Annotated in this window: 14 protein-coding genes; 7 read left to right on the top strand and 7 right to left on the bottom strand. The window is 61.3% G+C overall.

Features of this window, described 5'->3' with window-relative positions; translation table 11 throughout:
- Nucleotides 1-96: 96 nt before the first annotated feature.
- The 4 genes from QSJ36_RS05645 to QSJ36_RS05660 form a co-directional block, all read right to left on the bottom strand.
- Nucleotides 97-1,092, bottom strand: coding sequence for an IdeS/Mac family cysteine endopeptidase (locus QSJ36_RS05645; RefSeq protein WP_102722591.1), 996 nt, complete (start codon nucleotides 1,090-1,092; stop codon nucleotides 97-99).
- Between the two features lie 76 nt (nucleotides 1,093-1,168).
- On the bottom strand, nucleotides 1,169-3,670 hold the full coding sequence (locus QSJ36_RS05650; RefSeq protein WP_102722590.1) for an excinuclease ABC subunit UvrA: 2,502 nt from the start codon (nucleotides 3,668-3,670) through the stop codon (nucleotides 1,169-1,171).
- A gap of 1 nt (nucleotide 3,671) precedes the next feature.
- Nucleotides 3,672-4,310: a polymer-forming cytoskeletal protein gene (locus QSJ36_RS05655; protein ID WP_102727423.1), complete on the bottom strand. Its 639-nt coding sequence runs from the start codon at nucleotides 4,308-4,310 to the stop codon at nucleotides 3,672-3,674.
- A 72-nt stretch (nucleotides 4,311-4,382) separates the two neighbouring features.
- A complete protein-coding gene (locus tag QSJ36_RS05660; protein ID WP_251827961.1) occupies nucleotides 4,383-4,979 on the bottom strand; it encodes a polymer-forming cytoskeletal protein in 597 nt (198 codons plus the stop codon).
- Nucleotides 4,980-5,190: 211 nt separating this feature from the next.
- Between QSJ36_RS05660 and QSJ36_RS05665 the strand changes: the two genes are divergently transcribed.
- Nucleotides 5,191-6,204 carry a hypothetical protein gene (locus tag QSJ36_RS05665; RefSeq protein WP_285467594.1) on the top strand — a complete coding sequence of 338 codons (1,014 nt, stop codon included), beginning with the start codon at nucleotides 5,191-5,193 and terminating at the stop codon, nucleotides 6,202-6,204.
- A 76-nt stretch (nucleotides 6,205-6,280) separates the two neighbouring features.
- Here the strand turns inward: QSJ36_RS05665 and QSJ36_RS05670 are convergent, their stop codons facing one another.
- A complete protein-coding gene (locus QSJ36_RS05670; protein WP_285467596.1) occupies nucleotides 6,281-6,730 on the bottom strand; it encodes a hypothetical protein in 450 nt (149 codons plus the stop codon).
- A 147-nt stretch (nucleotides 6,731-6,877) separates the two neighbouring features.
- Between QSJ36_RS05670 and hisA the strand changes: the two genes are divergently transcribed.
- The 6 genes from hisA to QSJ36_RS05700 all read left to right on the top strand — a co-directional run bounded on the left by hisA (nucleotide 6,878) and on the right by QSJ36_RS05700 (nucleotide 11,603).
- Nucleotides 6,878-7,669, top strand: coding sequence for a phosphoribosylformimino-5-aminoimidazole carboxamide ribotide isomerase (hisA, locus tag QSJ36_RS05675; RefSeq protein ID WP_285467599.1), 792 nt, complete (start codon nucleotides 6,878-6,880; stop codon nucleotides 7,667-7,669).
- On the top strand, nucleotides 7,666-7,956 hold the full coding sequence (locus QSJ36_RS05680; protein WP_285467601.1) for a DUF167 domain-containing protein: 291 nt from the start codon (nucleotides 7,666-7,668) through the stop codon (nucleotides 7,954-7,956). Before hisA ends, QSJ36_RS05680 begins: the two co-directional genes overlap by 4 nt.
- A gap of 135 nt (nucleotides 7,957-8,091) precedes the next feature.
- A complete protein-coding gene (locus QSJ36_RS05685) occupies nucleotides 8,092-8,646 on the top strand; it encodes a nucleotide exchange factor GrpE (RefSeq protein WP_285467603.1) in 555 nt (184 codons plus the stop codon).
- A 24-nt stretch (nucleotides 8,647-8,670) separates the two neighbouring features.
- Nucleotides 8,671-9,828, top strand: a complete 1,158-nt coding sequence (gene dnaJ, locus QSJ36_RS05690) for a molecular chaperone DnaJ (RefSeq protein ID WP_102730601.1) — start codon at nucleotides 8,671-8,673, stop codon at nucleotides 9,826-9,828.
- A 22-nt stretch (nucleotides 9,829-9,850) separates the two neighbouring features.
- Nucleotides 9,851-10,588 (top strand): 16S rRNA (uracil(1498)-N(3))-methyltransferase, encoded by a 738-nt coding sequence (locus QSJ36_RS05695; protein WP_102722582.1) that lies wholly within the window; start codon nucleotides 9,851-9,853, stop codon nucleotides 10,586-10,588.
- Nucleotides 10,589-10,610: 22 nt separating this feature from the next.
- Entirely contained in the window at nucleotides 10,611-11,603 is a 993-nt protein-coding gene (locus QSJ36_RS05700) for an HAD hydrolase-like protein (RefSeq protein WP_285467606.1), read from the top strand.
- Between the two features lie 13 nt (nucleotides 11,604-11,616).
- Here QSJ36_RS05700 and QSJ36_RS05705 read toward each other — a convergent pair whose 3' ends face one another.
- On the bottom strand, nucleotides 11,617-13,407 hold the full coding sequence (locus QSJ36_RS05705) for a hypothetical protein (RefSeq protein ID WP_285467608.1): 1,791 nt from the start codon (nucleotides 13,405-13,407) through the stop codon (nucleotides 11,617-11,619).
- A 102-nt stretch (nucleotides 13,408-13,509) separates the two neighbouring features.
- A complete protein-coding gene (locus QSJ36_RS05710) occupies nucleotides 13,510-14,430 on the bottom strand; it encodes a squalene/phytoene synthase family protein (RefSeq protein ID WP_022396152.1) in 921 nt (306 codons plus the stop codon).
- Nucleotides 14,431-14,465 lie beyond the last annotated feature (35 nt).

Raw genomic sequence — 14,465 nt, forward strand, 5'->3', positions numbered from 1 at the left:
TTCATGCTCTTCTGAACTTATGCGTTTCCCGATTCTGCACATTTCCCCGGCAAGAATCAAGACCCGTTTTTGAGAGAGAAAGGAGTTCGGATGGCCTTACCGCAGGATGCGCCTGCGGCGGGACACGGCAAGGAATACGCCGCAGAGGGAGAGAATTCCAGTGCCGGGTTCCGGAATCCTGAGGTCTCCCAGCGGGGCGGTGAAGCTTTGAAGTTCGCCCAGCCGCGTGCCGGTCAGGCCTGCTTCACCGTAATTATAGCCGTACACGTTGTTTTCACCGTCCACGCTGGTCAGATAGATGTGTTTCTCATCGTCCACGATAACTTTCTGCCGGAACATTCCCAATGCATAGTCATCGGAATCCGTCAGGTAGATAATCAGGTTCCCGTCCGCGTCCATATCATAGCCCCACATGGTGATGGCGTGGCCGGTTCCGTACTCGCCGATGCTGAGCGTGGTTCCCCAGTTGTTGTTGATGCTGTTTTTCAAAACGCTGTAGATTCCGTCCCTGGTATCGCCCTCCCAGAAGGTGTAGGAATTGAACAGCGGGGTGTTGTCCGGCGTTCCCCACTTGTCGTAGGTCACGGTCAGGTTCAGCTCTTTCCAGTAGCCTCCTTCGGAGGAGGGGTTGTCCCTGATCGTGGAGTCGGTCCCATAAAAGGCGGAGGGAAGCATTCCTCCGTTGAACCACCAGTTGTAAGCCTGTTCCACGGACCCTCCCTTGTCAGTCCAGCTCGTCGCCAGGGTTTGGTAAATGCGCAGCTGGCAGGCTTCCGGCATGTTGCCGTAAGTGGAGGATTTTCCGTTGGGGGTCGTAGGTGAGAGGTCGCTTCTGGTATTCTGCCACCATTGAAGAACGTTGGAGGCCGCCGCTGCCCAGCAGAGCTGGCTGTCTACGGGATTGTCCGGGCTGTAGTAGCCGGAAGGACGGTCTGTCATGGAACCGCTGCCCCACTTCCATTTGGTTTTCTTGTTGCAGTCATACCATCCGCCGGATTCGGAGACGTTTTCAAGGAATACGGGCGTGGCATGGAGTGTTTCAGGAAGAAGAAACAGCGCCAGCAGCGCTAGGGAAAAGGAACGGGGATTCATCGGAAAAGCAGAGAGGAATTCCCATATTGCTAGATAAAAGCCTGAAAAACGTCAAGATAATAATAATTATTCTTCCTTAACGGGCGAGAAGCCACGGCGCCGTGGGGGCTTCCGGCATGGCTGCTACGGCGGCGGGCGTTCCTTCCGCCACGATGTTTCCGCCATGTCTTCCGGCTCCGGGGCCCATGTCAACCAGGTAGTCCGCGGCGTTCAGCAGGTCCTTGTGGTGTTCCACGCAGAGGATGGTGTGCCCGGCGTCCCTCAGACGGAAAAGAGCCGTCAGAAGAAGGGCCACTTCATTGAAGTGGAGGCCGCTGGTAGGTTCGTCAAGAATGAAGAGGGCGCGCTTGCCGTCCTCCGCCAGTTTCCAGGCCGGGGCCTTGGCCAGCTCCGCGGCTATTTTGATGCGCTGGGATTCCCCGCCGGAGAGGGTGTCTGCCCGGCGGTTGAGGCTGAGGTATCCCAGGCCTACGTCCTGCATGCTTTTCAGGATAGCGGCGGCCCGGGGCAGGGAGGAGAAGAATTCCGCCGCTTCATCCACCGTCAGCGCCAGCGCCTGGGCGATGGATTTTCCCTTCCAGGTGACTTCCAGCGTTTCCCGGTTGTAGCACTGGCCCTGGCAGGCGTCGCAGGGCATCGTGACGTTGCCCAGAAAGTTCATGTCCACTTCAATCATGCCCGTGCCCAGGCACCGTTCGCAGCGCCCCCCGCGGATGTTGGGGGAAAAGCGCGCCGCCGTGTATCCCCTTTGCTTGGAAAGAGGGAGCTGGGCGTAAAGGGGGCGCAGAACCTGGAGCAGTCCGGTGGCTGTGGCCGGCGTGGAGCGCGGCGTCCTGCCGATGGGCGACTGGTCGATGACGACGAGGCGGTTGAAGTGTTCCGAGCCCTGCACGCGGCGCGGAACGCCCTTTTTCCCGGGGATGTCCTGCCTGACCGCGGGAATGAGGCAGTCCCGGACAAGAGTGGATTTTCCGGAACCGGAGGGCCCGGAGATGCAGGTCAGCGTGCCTACCGGGATGTTCAGGGTGACGTTGTTGAGGTTGTGCTTGTCCGCCCCGGCCAGGACCAGATGCCCGGTGGGAACCGTCCTGTGTCCGGAGGCGGGCATGCTCCGTTTGCCGGAGAGCCATGCTCCGGTAGGGCTCTCGGCGTTTTCCAGAATTTCCGGAAGGGGACCTTGCGCCAGAATACGGCCGCCGTGGGTGCCGGAGCCGGGGCCCATGTCCACCAGATGGTCCGCCGCGTTCAGAATTTGTTCGTCGTGCTCCACTACCAGGACCGTGTTGCCCTGGTCCCGGAGCGTCCGGAGCGCGCGGAGCAGGCGGTCCGTATCGGCGGGGTGAAGTCCGGCAGTAGGTTCGTCCAGGATGTAAAGGACCCCGGAAAGACCGCCGCCCAGCTGGGAGGCCAGGCGCGCCCTTTGCAGTTCCCCGCCGGAAAGAGTGTTTGCCTGCCGGTCCAGGGAGAGGTAGGAAAGGCCCAGTTCGTTCAGGAAGCGCACGCGCTTGTTGATCTCCTTCATGAGCGGGTCCAGCGCCGCCGCCAGGGAGGCGGGCGTCTTCAGCCGTTCCAGCTCTCCGGCCATGTCTTCCAGCGGTAGAGCCGTCAGTTCCGCCAGGTTATAGGCGCGGTCCGGCGTGTGCATGGTGACGGCCAGCGCCAGGGGGGAGAGCCGCAGGCCGCCGCAGGCGGAGCATGGGCCTTTTTCCCGCTCATTCAGGCCGGAGCCCTGGCAGGAAGGGCACGCGCCCAGTGGAGAGTTGAAGGAGAAATGGCGGGGCGTAAGCTGGGGAAGCAGGAAGCCCGTTTCCGGGTTGCGGTAGCGGGTATGGAAGGCCTGGACGGTAGTTTCTTCCCCCGGCCTGGTGATGATGGCCCGCACCTCGTCCGGATTGATCCGGAGGGCCGTTTGGAGGGAGTCCGCCAGGCGGGAGGCCGTGTTTTCCCCGCGGACGATGATGCGGTCGATGACCAGGGCGGCATCCGGCGGGGGAGGAGCCGGGGAGCCTATTTCCTCAATATCCTGCATTTCCCCGTTCCAATAGACCCGCAGAAAGCCCTGGCGCTGGAAGTCGCCCAGAGTCGCCGCAGGGTCCTGGGCCAGCAGGGCTTCCGCCGGAGCGGCCAGGACCAGGCGCGTCTGTTCCGGCAGGGAGACGAGTTCCTCCGTAATCTGGTCCGGGCTTTTGCGCACCAGTTCCTTGCCCGTTTCCGGGTCATGGGGAGTGCCGGCAGCCGCATACAGGATGCGCAGGTAGTCCAGAATTTCCGTGATGCTCCCCAGCAGGGTGCGGGAACTCTGCTGCCTGGCGGATTGTTCCAGGCACAGGGCCGGGGGCAGTCCGGTGATGCTGTCCACCTCCGGCTTTTCCGGCTGTTCCATGCCCTGCCTGGCCCGTGCCGAAAGACAATCCAGGAAACGCCTGCGGGATTCGGAGAAGAGCGTGTCGAACGCCAGGGAGGATTTTCCGGAGCCGGAAGGGCCGCTGAACACGATCAGCTTGTTGGATGGAAGGTCCAGGTCCAGGTTCCGGAGGTTGTGCTGGCGTGCGCCGCGGATGGAGATGGGAAGGTTCATGTCACGTAAGCCGGGTAAAGGAGCCCTGGTGCGCCCCCCCTTCCTCAATGATGAGGCGGCGCGCCGTGATGTCCCCCAGGAATTTGGCGTGCCGGTGAATGGTAACGGTTTCATCCGCCGTGAGCGTTCCTTCCAGGGAACCCTGGATCCAGATGTTTTCCACCTGGATGGCTCCTGTGACCAGCACCGTCGTCTTTTTTTCCACCACCAGCCTGCGGGCGGAGATGGAGCCGGAGATGTGCTGGTCCGTTTTGATCTTGCAGACGCCCCGGCACAGAAAATCGCCGGACGCCCTGCCGTATAAGACCAGGTCCCGGCATTCGATGTTCAGTCCCTTCAGGTCTGCATTGGCCTGCACGGTGACGCTTCCGCAGGTCTGCACCTTCGTTCTGTGCGTCCTGCTGTGCAGGATGACGTCGTCCAGCTTGATGTAGGCGGAGCAGTGCCCGCATCTGGCGGAAACGGCCGTGACGGGAACGGAAGTGTTTTTGCGGCAGGAAAAGCATTCTACCTCCCGGGTGGGCGCAGGCCTGCTTTCCGCGGCTGCCGGGAGCGTCCAGGGCGGGGCCGGAGCGGGACGCCTGATTTTCCCGGAAGGCGCGCTGCTGGTCCGTGGAACGGGATGGAAGGAGGGAGTCATGGAACAAAGAGGGCGGCAAAAGAACGATCCGTTCCTTTGACGCCCCTGAAAATGGCTGGTGGAAGGTTTTTCTTATTCCGCGTCAATGTCCAGCGTGCTCTGGCTGGTCGGGGCGGGGGCTTCCGGTTCCGGAGTGAAGGTATGAACGGGGGCCGCTTTCTTCGCGGCGGAGGCTCCGGCGGTGCCTACCGTGGGGGCGCCTACGGTGGAATGGCCGATGAAGATCGCGCCGCCTTCAATAGCCAGGGAGGCGGCCTGGATGTCGCCTACGAGTTCCGCGGTGCTTTTCAGTTCCACGCGGTCCGTAACCGTTACATTGCCAATGACCTTGCCGTGGATGATGACGGACTTGGTGTTGATTTCCGCGCGGATGACGGCATTCTGGCCTACGGAGAGCACCCCTTCGGAAGAAATGTCGCCTTCAACGGTGCCGTCAATCAGCAGGTCGTCGGAAAAACGCAGGGAGCCGACAACCTCCACGTCGGAGTTCAGCACGTTGCGGGTCAGTTGCTGGACGCGCGTAGTGGGGGCGTAGGAAGCGGGGGAGGGTACGGCTTCCGCAATCGGTTCGGGGGTGTCCTGGCTCTTGGCTACGTCCATCCAGCTGGGGGTGGATTCAGGATTCTTGTTGCCCTTGGGGGCGGGAACGGTGGTGAATGATCCAAACATGGCGTTAAAAAGAGGGAGGGGTGAAAGGTAAGGTGGGAGTTCTTGAAACTCGTCCGGTTTAATGTACATCACCCGCTTGTGGATGTGAAACAATTTTCTCCGGAAGGGATAAAAAAATGTGTCTGTTTTTTATCGTTGCGTTACCCTTGGCGTTCCGGTAGTGTTTGACCATCCTTCCGCAGTTGTTTTCTGTGGGTATTTCCGGTTTAAAATGAGTGATTTATCTGACAATAAACCGCCCCTTTCCCCTGCCGCGCGCAGGAGCGGCGGAAAAGCGGGCGGCGCGCTGGGGCGCATTCTTTCCGTCATCTTCTTCATGATGGCGCTGGGGCTGTTTTTCGGCGGCCTTTTTTTCTGGCTCCAGAAGCGCCAGGCATCCCGGGATTCAGGGGCCGCCGCGCGGATTTGCGCCACGCCGGAGATGCTGTTCGGGGAATTGCAGGCCACGCTGAAGGACAAGGTGGACTACAGTTTCTGGCCTCCCTGCCACATCCCCCCGATGGAGCGGCAGGACCTGCTGCGCAATTGCCTGGTGGAGGCGCAGAAATATTTGAGCGCTCCGGACGTAGTCCAGAAATCCTCCTTCGTGTGGAATTCCCTGCAATCGCTTCCTTTGATGGTCAGGCATTACGCCGTATCTCCGCCTGAGGTGATTGCCAGCAAGCCCGTGGGGCCTAAAAGTTTCGCCGTGCTTGAGGTGGAGGGGCATCCCTGCGCCCAGCTGCTGATAGGCTTTGAAAAGACGCCCGACATGGAATTCTGCTTTTTCAAGGATGGACAGGATGGCGCCTGGAAGCTGGACTGGCAGCAGTTCGCCCGCTACCAGCCGGTGAACTGGGAGGATTTTGTCCGTGGAAAAGGGGAGGACATCGCGGAATTCCGCGTGTGGATGATCCGGGACCGCATGTCGGAGAATAAGGACAACTACGCGTTCAAGCTGATCGCTCCCGGAATGAACGGGTCGGAGGAGCGCAGCATTGCGCGGCCCATGGTTTATGTTCCCAGAAAATCGGAAACGGGCAAGCGACTGTTTATGCTGTTTAAAATCAATGAGGAAATGGAGCATTCCCCATACCGGGTGCTGAACGCTAATGACGAGCTTGACATGCTCCGCGTGCGCGTCCTGCTTTCCCGCAGCAAGGAGCCCAACCGCAAGGGGGAATATTCCTTCACCCTGGTGAAGCTGCTCGGGGAAGGGTGGTACGGCCTTTCCTTCCCTGAATAAAGGAAAGGATGTGCCGGAAGGAGCGTTATTCCATGAGTGGCCTTTTTCCGTTCCGTATTTCCGCGGCGCGTGTTGTTTACCGGCGGTGGAAATGGGACGGCGGCCCGCCGTAGGGAGGCCTGGGGCGGCAGGGCCGGCAGTGGGGCCGCGGCGGCCCTGGCATTCCGCACCGCGGATGCGCGGCATGGCGCCCGCGGCAGACGCCCGCAGGCCAGAAGGGGCCGTGATAATGCGGCCTGGGATTCCAGGCGGGAACGTAGCAGCCGCGGTAGATGCCCCTGATGACGTAGATGGGCATGCCTGCGGGGGAATAGGCGTAAATGGGCCGGCCGCATGCGGAATAGCCCCAGACAGGGAATCCGGAGGAGTCATACAGGAGGCTGACTTGTCCTCCCGGGGCCATGCGCATTTCACCGTGCAGATGGATTCCGGCTTCCGCAACGGAAGGTGGGAAGGCCAGGAGGGCAAACAGGGCGCTCCCGGCGCAGTAGGAAAGGAGGTTGTTTTTGACGAGGTTGTTTTTCATCGGCTTCTTGAACGATGTTCAGGGGCGGTTATCCGGTAAAGCGGAGGCCCGGGACTGTTTTGTGTAATTTTCCGCGCCCGTTTTCCGGACGGCGCCGGAGGGTAATCCCTTCTTGACCTGCGGGGACGGGGCGGGCAAAGTGGCCGCGTGACGAGATTCAGACCATGCATTGATTTACATGACGGGCGCGTGAAGCAGATCGTGGGCGGTTCCCTGACGCAGGACGGAGCTTCCCTGCGCACCAATTTCGTCTCCGACCGCGGCGCGGCATGGTATGCGGATTTGTACCGCAGGGACGGCCTGCACGGCGGCCACGTGATCAAGCTGGGACCCGGCAACGACCTTGCGGCGCGGGAAGCCCTGGCGGCGTGGCCGGGCGGCCTCCAGGTAGGCGGCGGCATAACGCCGGGGAACGCGGAGGAATGGATTTCAGCCGGAGCCAGCCATGTGATCGTCACCTCCTGCCTGTTTGATGCGGAGGGGAAATTTCTGGAGGGGAAGCTCAAGGACCTTGTTTCCGCCGTAGGCGCGGAACGCCTGGTGCTGGATTTGAGCTGCCGCAGGGTTCCGGGCGGCTGGACCGTGGCCATGAACCGGTGGCAGACCTTGACGGAGCTCCGGGTGACGGCGGAGACGCTGGACATGCTGGCGGAGCACTGCGCGGAGTTCCTTATCCATGCGGCGGACGTGGAAGGCCTCTGCACGGGCATTGACCGGGAACTGGTGGAGATGCTGGGAAGCTGGCGCCGCCTGCCCATGACCTATGCCGGCGGAATCAGCCGTATTCAGGATTTTGACGAGATAGACGCCCTGAGCGGCGGCGCGATGGACGCCACGGCGGGGAGCGCCCTGGACCTGTTCGGGGGCGGCCTCATCAGGTACGCGGACCTGGTGGCGAGGCAAAGCGGGAAATCCGGGACGGAAAGGCGGAAGGCATGAAGCTGGCCCTGAAAGTCATTCCCAATGCGAAGAAGAGCGAAGCCGCGGGCTGGGAGGACGATCCCCGTGCCGGACGCGTGCTGAGGCTGCGCATTGCCGCGCCTCCCGTGGAGGGGAAGGCGAACAGGGCCGTCATCCTGTTCCTGTCCGCCTGGCTGGACGTTCCCCGGTCCGCCGTCAGCCTGCTGCGCGGAGAGTCAGCCCGGCTGAAAGTGGTGGAGCTGCCGGACGGCTGCGCGGAAAAGCTTGCCCGGCTGCTGCCTGCGGCAGGCGTTCCGGAAGCTTAGGGAGGCTGGCCGGAAAGCCGCCATTCCCTTTTCTGCATAGATGAGTTGCATCATGTTCCGGTCATCACGCGTCAAACGTCATCCATGTCTTAGCAGGCCGTTGACGCATTCGGTAAAAGTATCTACATTGTCCGCATGAGCAACGAAGAGAAAGAGAAGAACGCGGAAGCGGAAGAGCAGGAAGTTCTGGAACAGGCCCAGGACGCCCCCGCAGAGGAAAAAGGAGCGGAAGCTTCCCTGGAAGAGGAATTGCTTAAATGGAGGGATACCGCCATGCGCACTGCCGCGGAATATGACAATTACCGCAAGCGCATGGTGAAGGAAAAGGAAGAATGCGCCAAGTTTGCCAACCAGCGCCTGCTGGAAGAATTGCTGCCGGTGATTGACAATTTTGAAATGGGCATGGCGGCGGCCAGCGCGGATACCGCCTCCATGATTTACATCGGCATGAGCATGGTGAAGAAGCAGTTGGACGAATTCCTTTCCAGCAATGGCGTGAGCGCCATTGAACCGGTAGTGGGCAGCATGTTTGACCACGCCACGGAGGAAGCCCTCCAGCGCGAACCCTCCGACCAGCCTGAAGGCACCGTGCTCCGCGTCATCCGCAAGGGATACAAGCTGAAGGACAGGCTTCTGCGCCCGGCAAACGTCGTGGTGGCCGAGATTCCGGAACCCGAACCGCAAGTTTGACCGTTTTTTTAACATTCACGCCACATGGCTAAGAAAGATTATTACGAGATCCTGGGCGTTTCCAAGGACGCCACTGATGATGAGATCAAGAAGGCCTACCGCAAGCTGGCCTTGAAGTACCACCCGGACCGCAATCCGGACGATCCTTCCGCGGAAGAGAAGTTCAAGGAGCTGGGAGAGGCCTACGAGGTGCTTTCCGATGCGGACAAAAAGGCCGCTTACGACCGCTTCGGCCATGCCGCCTTTGAACAGGGCGGTCCCGCCGCGGGCGGCGGCTATGGCGGAGGCGGGTTCCAGGACCCGATGGATATTTTTGCCCAGATGTTTTCCGGAATGGGCGGTTTTGCGGACATGTTCGGCGGCGGTGGCCACGGCGGCCAGAAGAGATCCTCCAAGAGACCCGGTTCCGATCTGCGCTATGACCTGGACATTACGCTGGAAGAAGCCGCGAAGGGCTGCACCAAGAAGCTGGAGATTGAACGCCTGGTGACCTGCAAGGCCTGCCACGGCACCGGAGCCCGGGATGGAAAGGAAGCGTTCAAGACGTGTCCCACCTGCCAGGGGCGCGGCATCATCACCCAGCAGAGCGGCTTTTTCGTCCAGCAGTCCACCTGCCCCACCTGCCACGGCACCGGGGAAATCATCTCGGACCCGTGCCCCGTCTGCCGCGGGGAAGGGCGCGTGAGGGAGGATTCCCACATCACCATCCGCATTCCCGCAGGCGTGGCCACGGGCAGCCAGCTCCGCATCGCCGGGGAAGGGGATGCCGGGGTGCACGGCGGCCCCACCGGGGACCTGCACGTGTTTATTGACGTAAAACCTCACGATATTTTCCAGAGGGAAGGCAACGACCTGAGCTGCACGGTTCCGGTTCCGCTTTCCCTGGCCGTCTCCGGCGGCAGGCTGAAGGTTCCCACGCTGGAAGGCGCGGCCACCATCAAGCTGCCGGAAGGCACGCAGAACGGCATGATCTTCCGCCTGCGCGGCAAGGGCATGAAAGCCCTCCGCAGTTCGGACGTAGGGGACATGCTGGTGGAAGTGGAGGTGGAAATTCCCACCCAGCTCACCAAGGACCAGATGGACAAGCTGAACGCCTTTGCCTCCACGGTGGATGAGAAGCGCAACCAGCCGGCCTGCGTGGCGTTTGCCGACAAGGCGGCGCGCTACCTGAAGAACAAGTAAGGTCCGTTTTTCCCTTTCACGCATGGCTCGCTTTTACCTCCCGGCTTCGGAATGGGCCGCTCCCTCCTGGGAGCTGCGCGGGGATGAGGCGCACCATGCCGCCAAGGTTCTGCGCCTGAAACAGGGTGATTCCTGCGTCGTCTTTGACGGTTGCGGCCGCGCCGCCCATGCCGTGGTGGCGGAACCTCCGCGCAGTTCCGGGGTGCTGCTGGCTCCGGGGGAGGAATGTCCTCCCGCTCCAGAATTGGCCCATCTGACGCTGTGCCAGGCGGTCCCCAAAGGAGCCAACATGGACCTCATCATTCAGAAATCCGTGGAACTGGGCGTTTCCGCCATCGTTCCGCTCCTGACGGACCGCACGATCGTGCGCCTGAACGCGCGGGAGGCGGAGGCCAAGAGGCAGAAGTGGCAGCGCATCGCCCTGGAGGCCTGCAAGCAGTGCGGCCAGAACACGCTTCCCGAGGTTGCGGCTCCCGTTCCCTTTGCGGAATGGCTGCGCCGCGGAGCGCCGGAAGGGCTGAACGTGATCGCCTCCCTGGTGCCCGGCGTGCGCCCGGTCAGGGACGTGCTGGAGGAAGCCCGCTCCCGCTCCGTGCGGAGTGCTGCCCTGCTGGTGGGGCCGGAGGGCGACTTTACGGACCAGGAGACGGCCATGGCGCTGGAGGCCGGATTCTCTCCCGTTACGCTTGGCCCCATCGTCCTCCGGGTGGAGACGGCCGCCTTCTTCGGGCTGGCCGCCATGCGGTACGCCCTGGACTGAGTTTTTCCCGATACGCATTCCCATGTTCAAGAATCTCATTTTCGACTGGTCCGGCACCCTGGTGGATGACCTGGCCCTGACGCTGGACGCGTCCAATTACGTTTTTTCCCAGTACGGAAAACCCTGCATGGACAGGGATGAATTCCGCGCGGAATTCCAGCTTCCCTATCCGGACTATTATGCCCGCGTGCTGCCCCAGGCGGATTTGAATGAACTGGAAGACCATTTCCGGTACGCCTTCCGCGTTTCCAACGCGCCGGTGGAGGTGCTGCCGAACGCGCGGGAATTCCTGGAGTTCTGCCGCGCGCGCGGCGTGCGCTGCTTTATCCTCACCAGCGTGGACGCCAAGGAGTTCGACATCCAGTGCCGGGAGCTGGGCATGATGGAATATTTTGAAGCTATTCACGCGGGCATCCGCCATAAGGACGCCCATATCCACACCCTGCTGGCCCAGCACGGGCTGCATGCCCATGAAACCGCGTTCATCGGGGACATGCAGCATGACATAGAGACCGCCCACCATGCGGGCATCACGTCCATCGCCGTGCTGACCGGCTATAATGACGCTGCCCAGCTTTCCAAGGCCAGGCCGGACATCATCGTTCCGGACCTGCTTGTCCTGCGCACGCTGATGCGCCGCTATGCCCTGCCTTCAGATACGCAGGATTCCATCAACATCAACGGCCTGGAGCTGGATACCTTCATCGGCGTGCCGGAGGAGGAACGCGCCTCCATGCAGACCCTGAAGGCGGATATCACTTTTTATCCGGATGAAGCCCTCTCTGGCCTGAACGACGATTTTTCCAGGACCGTCTGTTATGATTCCATCGCCCGCGCCCTGAGGGAGGAAGCCATGGCGCGACCCCGCAAGCTGGTGGAAACGCTGGCGGAGGACATGGGAAAGGTTTGCCTGAAGGAGTTCGGCGCGCGTCACGTGATCGTCACCCTGCGCAAGTTCATCCTGCCGCGGACGGACAGCGTCTCCGTGACGGTGCATGTTTCACGGCACCGGTAAAAGGGGAGGCTCCCTACCGGATATCCACCGCCTTCTCCGCGGGAATGTTTTTCCCGTCTTTGGTGAAGGTGTTTTTCTCCGCCTTTACGTTGCCGGTATGGCGGGTGCGGATGGCGGTGCCGTTCCTGAGGTCAAACGTATTGCCGGTGATGGTGATGTTCTCGTGAACGTTTCCTTCCGGCTGGGGGGCGTGCGGAACGATCTGGATGACGGCCTCCCCGCATTGAATGAAGGTGTTGCGGGAGATGGCCATGTCCTTGACCACACCGGATTCATACCAGCCGGAGGCGTCATCCTCCACCAGAATGGCAGGCATGCCCGTCTTCTCAAACCGGCACCGTTCAATCAGCACCGGCTTCCTGGTGGTAAGCAGGAAGCCCCTGGTGGGAATGTGGCGGCAAACCGTGTTGCTGACGTGGACGGAGGGCGTCCAGGTGGTGTTCTCCACGGCGTCGTTGGGCTGGATGTTCCCGGGGTTGGGCTGCCGCAGCGTGAGTTCTATTTCCTTCTCATTGAGCTTTTTGATGCCGGAAACGGTATTGGAGGCGTAAGGAACCAGCGTCTTGCAGGAAACGTAGTCAATCCGGTCCCCTACCGCGAAGGCGTCAAAACCGAAGGTCTGGGGGTGCATGAACCGGACGGTGATTTTATTGGGCGCCGGCTGGTCCACAATGCGCAGGTGGGTGCCGTGCACGTTGATGGCGTCGTCATGGGAGGCTCCCAGCACGCAGTCCCTGACGATGATTTTCCCCCTGCATCCGGAAAAATGCAGGTTGTCCGCCCAGGAGGAATTGGTGCGCAGGGAGCCGGGGCGCGGCGCTATCTTCAAGTTATTGAATATGATATTCTCGCTGAACTGGGAAACCACGCCCATGCCGTGCATGTAGTAGATATGGCAGTTGTTCCAGACGATGTTCCTGCTCCTGTGCTGGAAAAATCCGCAGCAGTCCCGCCGCGTGTTTCGGTTCTGGTAGGATTGTCCCGCCCGCATGGTCGGGGCGCCTTCCTTGAACGTGATGCTGATTTTTCCGGGGGACAGTTCTTTAATGACTGTTTTTCCCGGGTCAAAGCGGCCCTGGAAGGTGCCGGAGGCGGCATCGAAGACCTTGGAATATCCTCCCATCCGGAATTCCCAGCCGGGGCCGCGCCAGGTCAGGGAGCCGTCCTTCACCGTATACAGGGTGCCGTCCGGAATGGTCGCCTTCATAGTGTTTCCTTCAACTTCCGTCACCAGGAATTCCCCCATGGTAGGGTGCACGTAGTCAAAGCCCAGGCCGTTCAGGGAAACGTTTTCCGCGTGCTCCATGCAGACGAAAATGGCTTTTCCCTCCAGCAGGATGTCGGTGGCTCCCGGCTTGCCCTCCAGTCGTACGTTTTTGGCCTCCACCAGGCGGATGGCCATAGCCTTGGCCTCGTTGGGAGTGTCATTGGTGTTGGAAATCTGCGGCTTTCCGGTGACCAGGGCGCCGTGCTTGAAAACGTGCCTGCCGGGCATGAACCGGATAGTGACCGGGGCCTGTCTGGAGCCTTCCCCCATGAGCGCCAGAGAGGCCGCATGCTCTCCGGGCTGGATGACGAGCGTGTCCCCGCGCGACATGATGAGGCGGTTGGCCGGGGACATGCTCTTCCAGGCCGTGGAGGGGGAAGTTCCGGGGTTGCCGTCGTTTCCCTGGTCCGGGTCTATGTACCAGGTATGGTTCCCGGCGGATTGTGTGCGCTGCGCCCGTTCCGGGTAGTCCGCTGCCGCGCACAGCCCGGTTAGTGTTGTGAGAACAAGAAGCAGGGCGGCTGCGGGAGTTTGCATGCTGCACTCCTACAGGAACACGGCTTTCAGGACAAGCATAATGCCCGCAGGGCCGGAAGGAAAGGCCGTGGTTTTCTGCCCTGCGCGCCGGGAGAGCGGCCCTTACTTTTCATCCTTCCTGCCGGGGCGGGAAAGGAAGCCGACCAGCTTGTCATAGTACGCCTTGGACTTGTCGTAGTAGGACTGGGGGTCGATGTCCAGCTTGGTGCGGAACAGAAGCCAGAGCTTGTGGAAGGTGTTGACGCGGTAGCGGATGTCGAAGATGCGGAAGCCGCCCGCCTTCATTTTGTCCAGAATGGTGTGGTAGATGAGCGCCATGGCCTGGGCGGGAACGAGCGCCGCCCTATCCTCCGGGCTGAGGCGGTTGTATTCCTCCTCCGCCTCCGCGAAGAACTTTTCCGCCAGGTCCGCTTCATATTGCAGCAGTTCCTGAAGCTGGGGGGAATAGACTCTGCCGCGCAGGTCTTCCAGGGTGTAGCCGAAGCGGTCCATGTCCTCTCTGGGCAGGTAGATGCGGTTGGATTTGCCGCAGTCTTCCGCCACGTCACGGATGATGTTCACCATTTGCAGCGCGTGCCCCAGGGCGATGGCGTACGGGTAGGCGGCTTCCCCGGCGCCCATGATGCGGGCGGAGGTGAGGCCCACGCAGCAGGCCACGCAGTAAGTGTAATCCAGCAGTTCGTCACGGTTCAGGGGCTGTTGCTGGCAGATGTCCGAACGGCAGCCTTCAATCAGGTGCAGCATGGGGGTGGTGTCCAGCTCCAGGTCCTGGATGAGGGCGATGATGTCTTCTTCCAGCTCCGTCAGCTCCAGAACGTCTCCGCCGTTGATGACTTCTATCCAGCGGTTCAGGGCGTCGTGGCGTTCTCGGGGCGTCATTCCCGGTTCGTCCACGATGTCGTCCACCGTACGGCAGAAGGCGTAAAATTCCGCCATGTGGCGGCGTTCTTCTTCAGGAAGGTCAATGAGGGCGAAGGCCAGGTTGGACTTGGCCTTGCTTGTAATAGTCTGAGCTTGAGTCATGTCTTGACGGGGAAAGCGTGCCTGCGGAATGGCCG

The organism is Akkermansia sp. NBRC 115031 (assembly GCF_030268505.1).
GTDB lineage: Bacteria > Verrucomicrobiota > Verrucomicrobiia > Verrucomicrobiales > Akkermansiaceae > Akkermansia > Akkermansia massiliensis.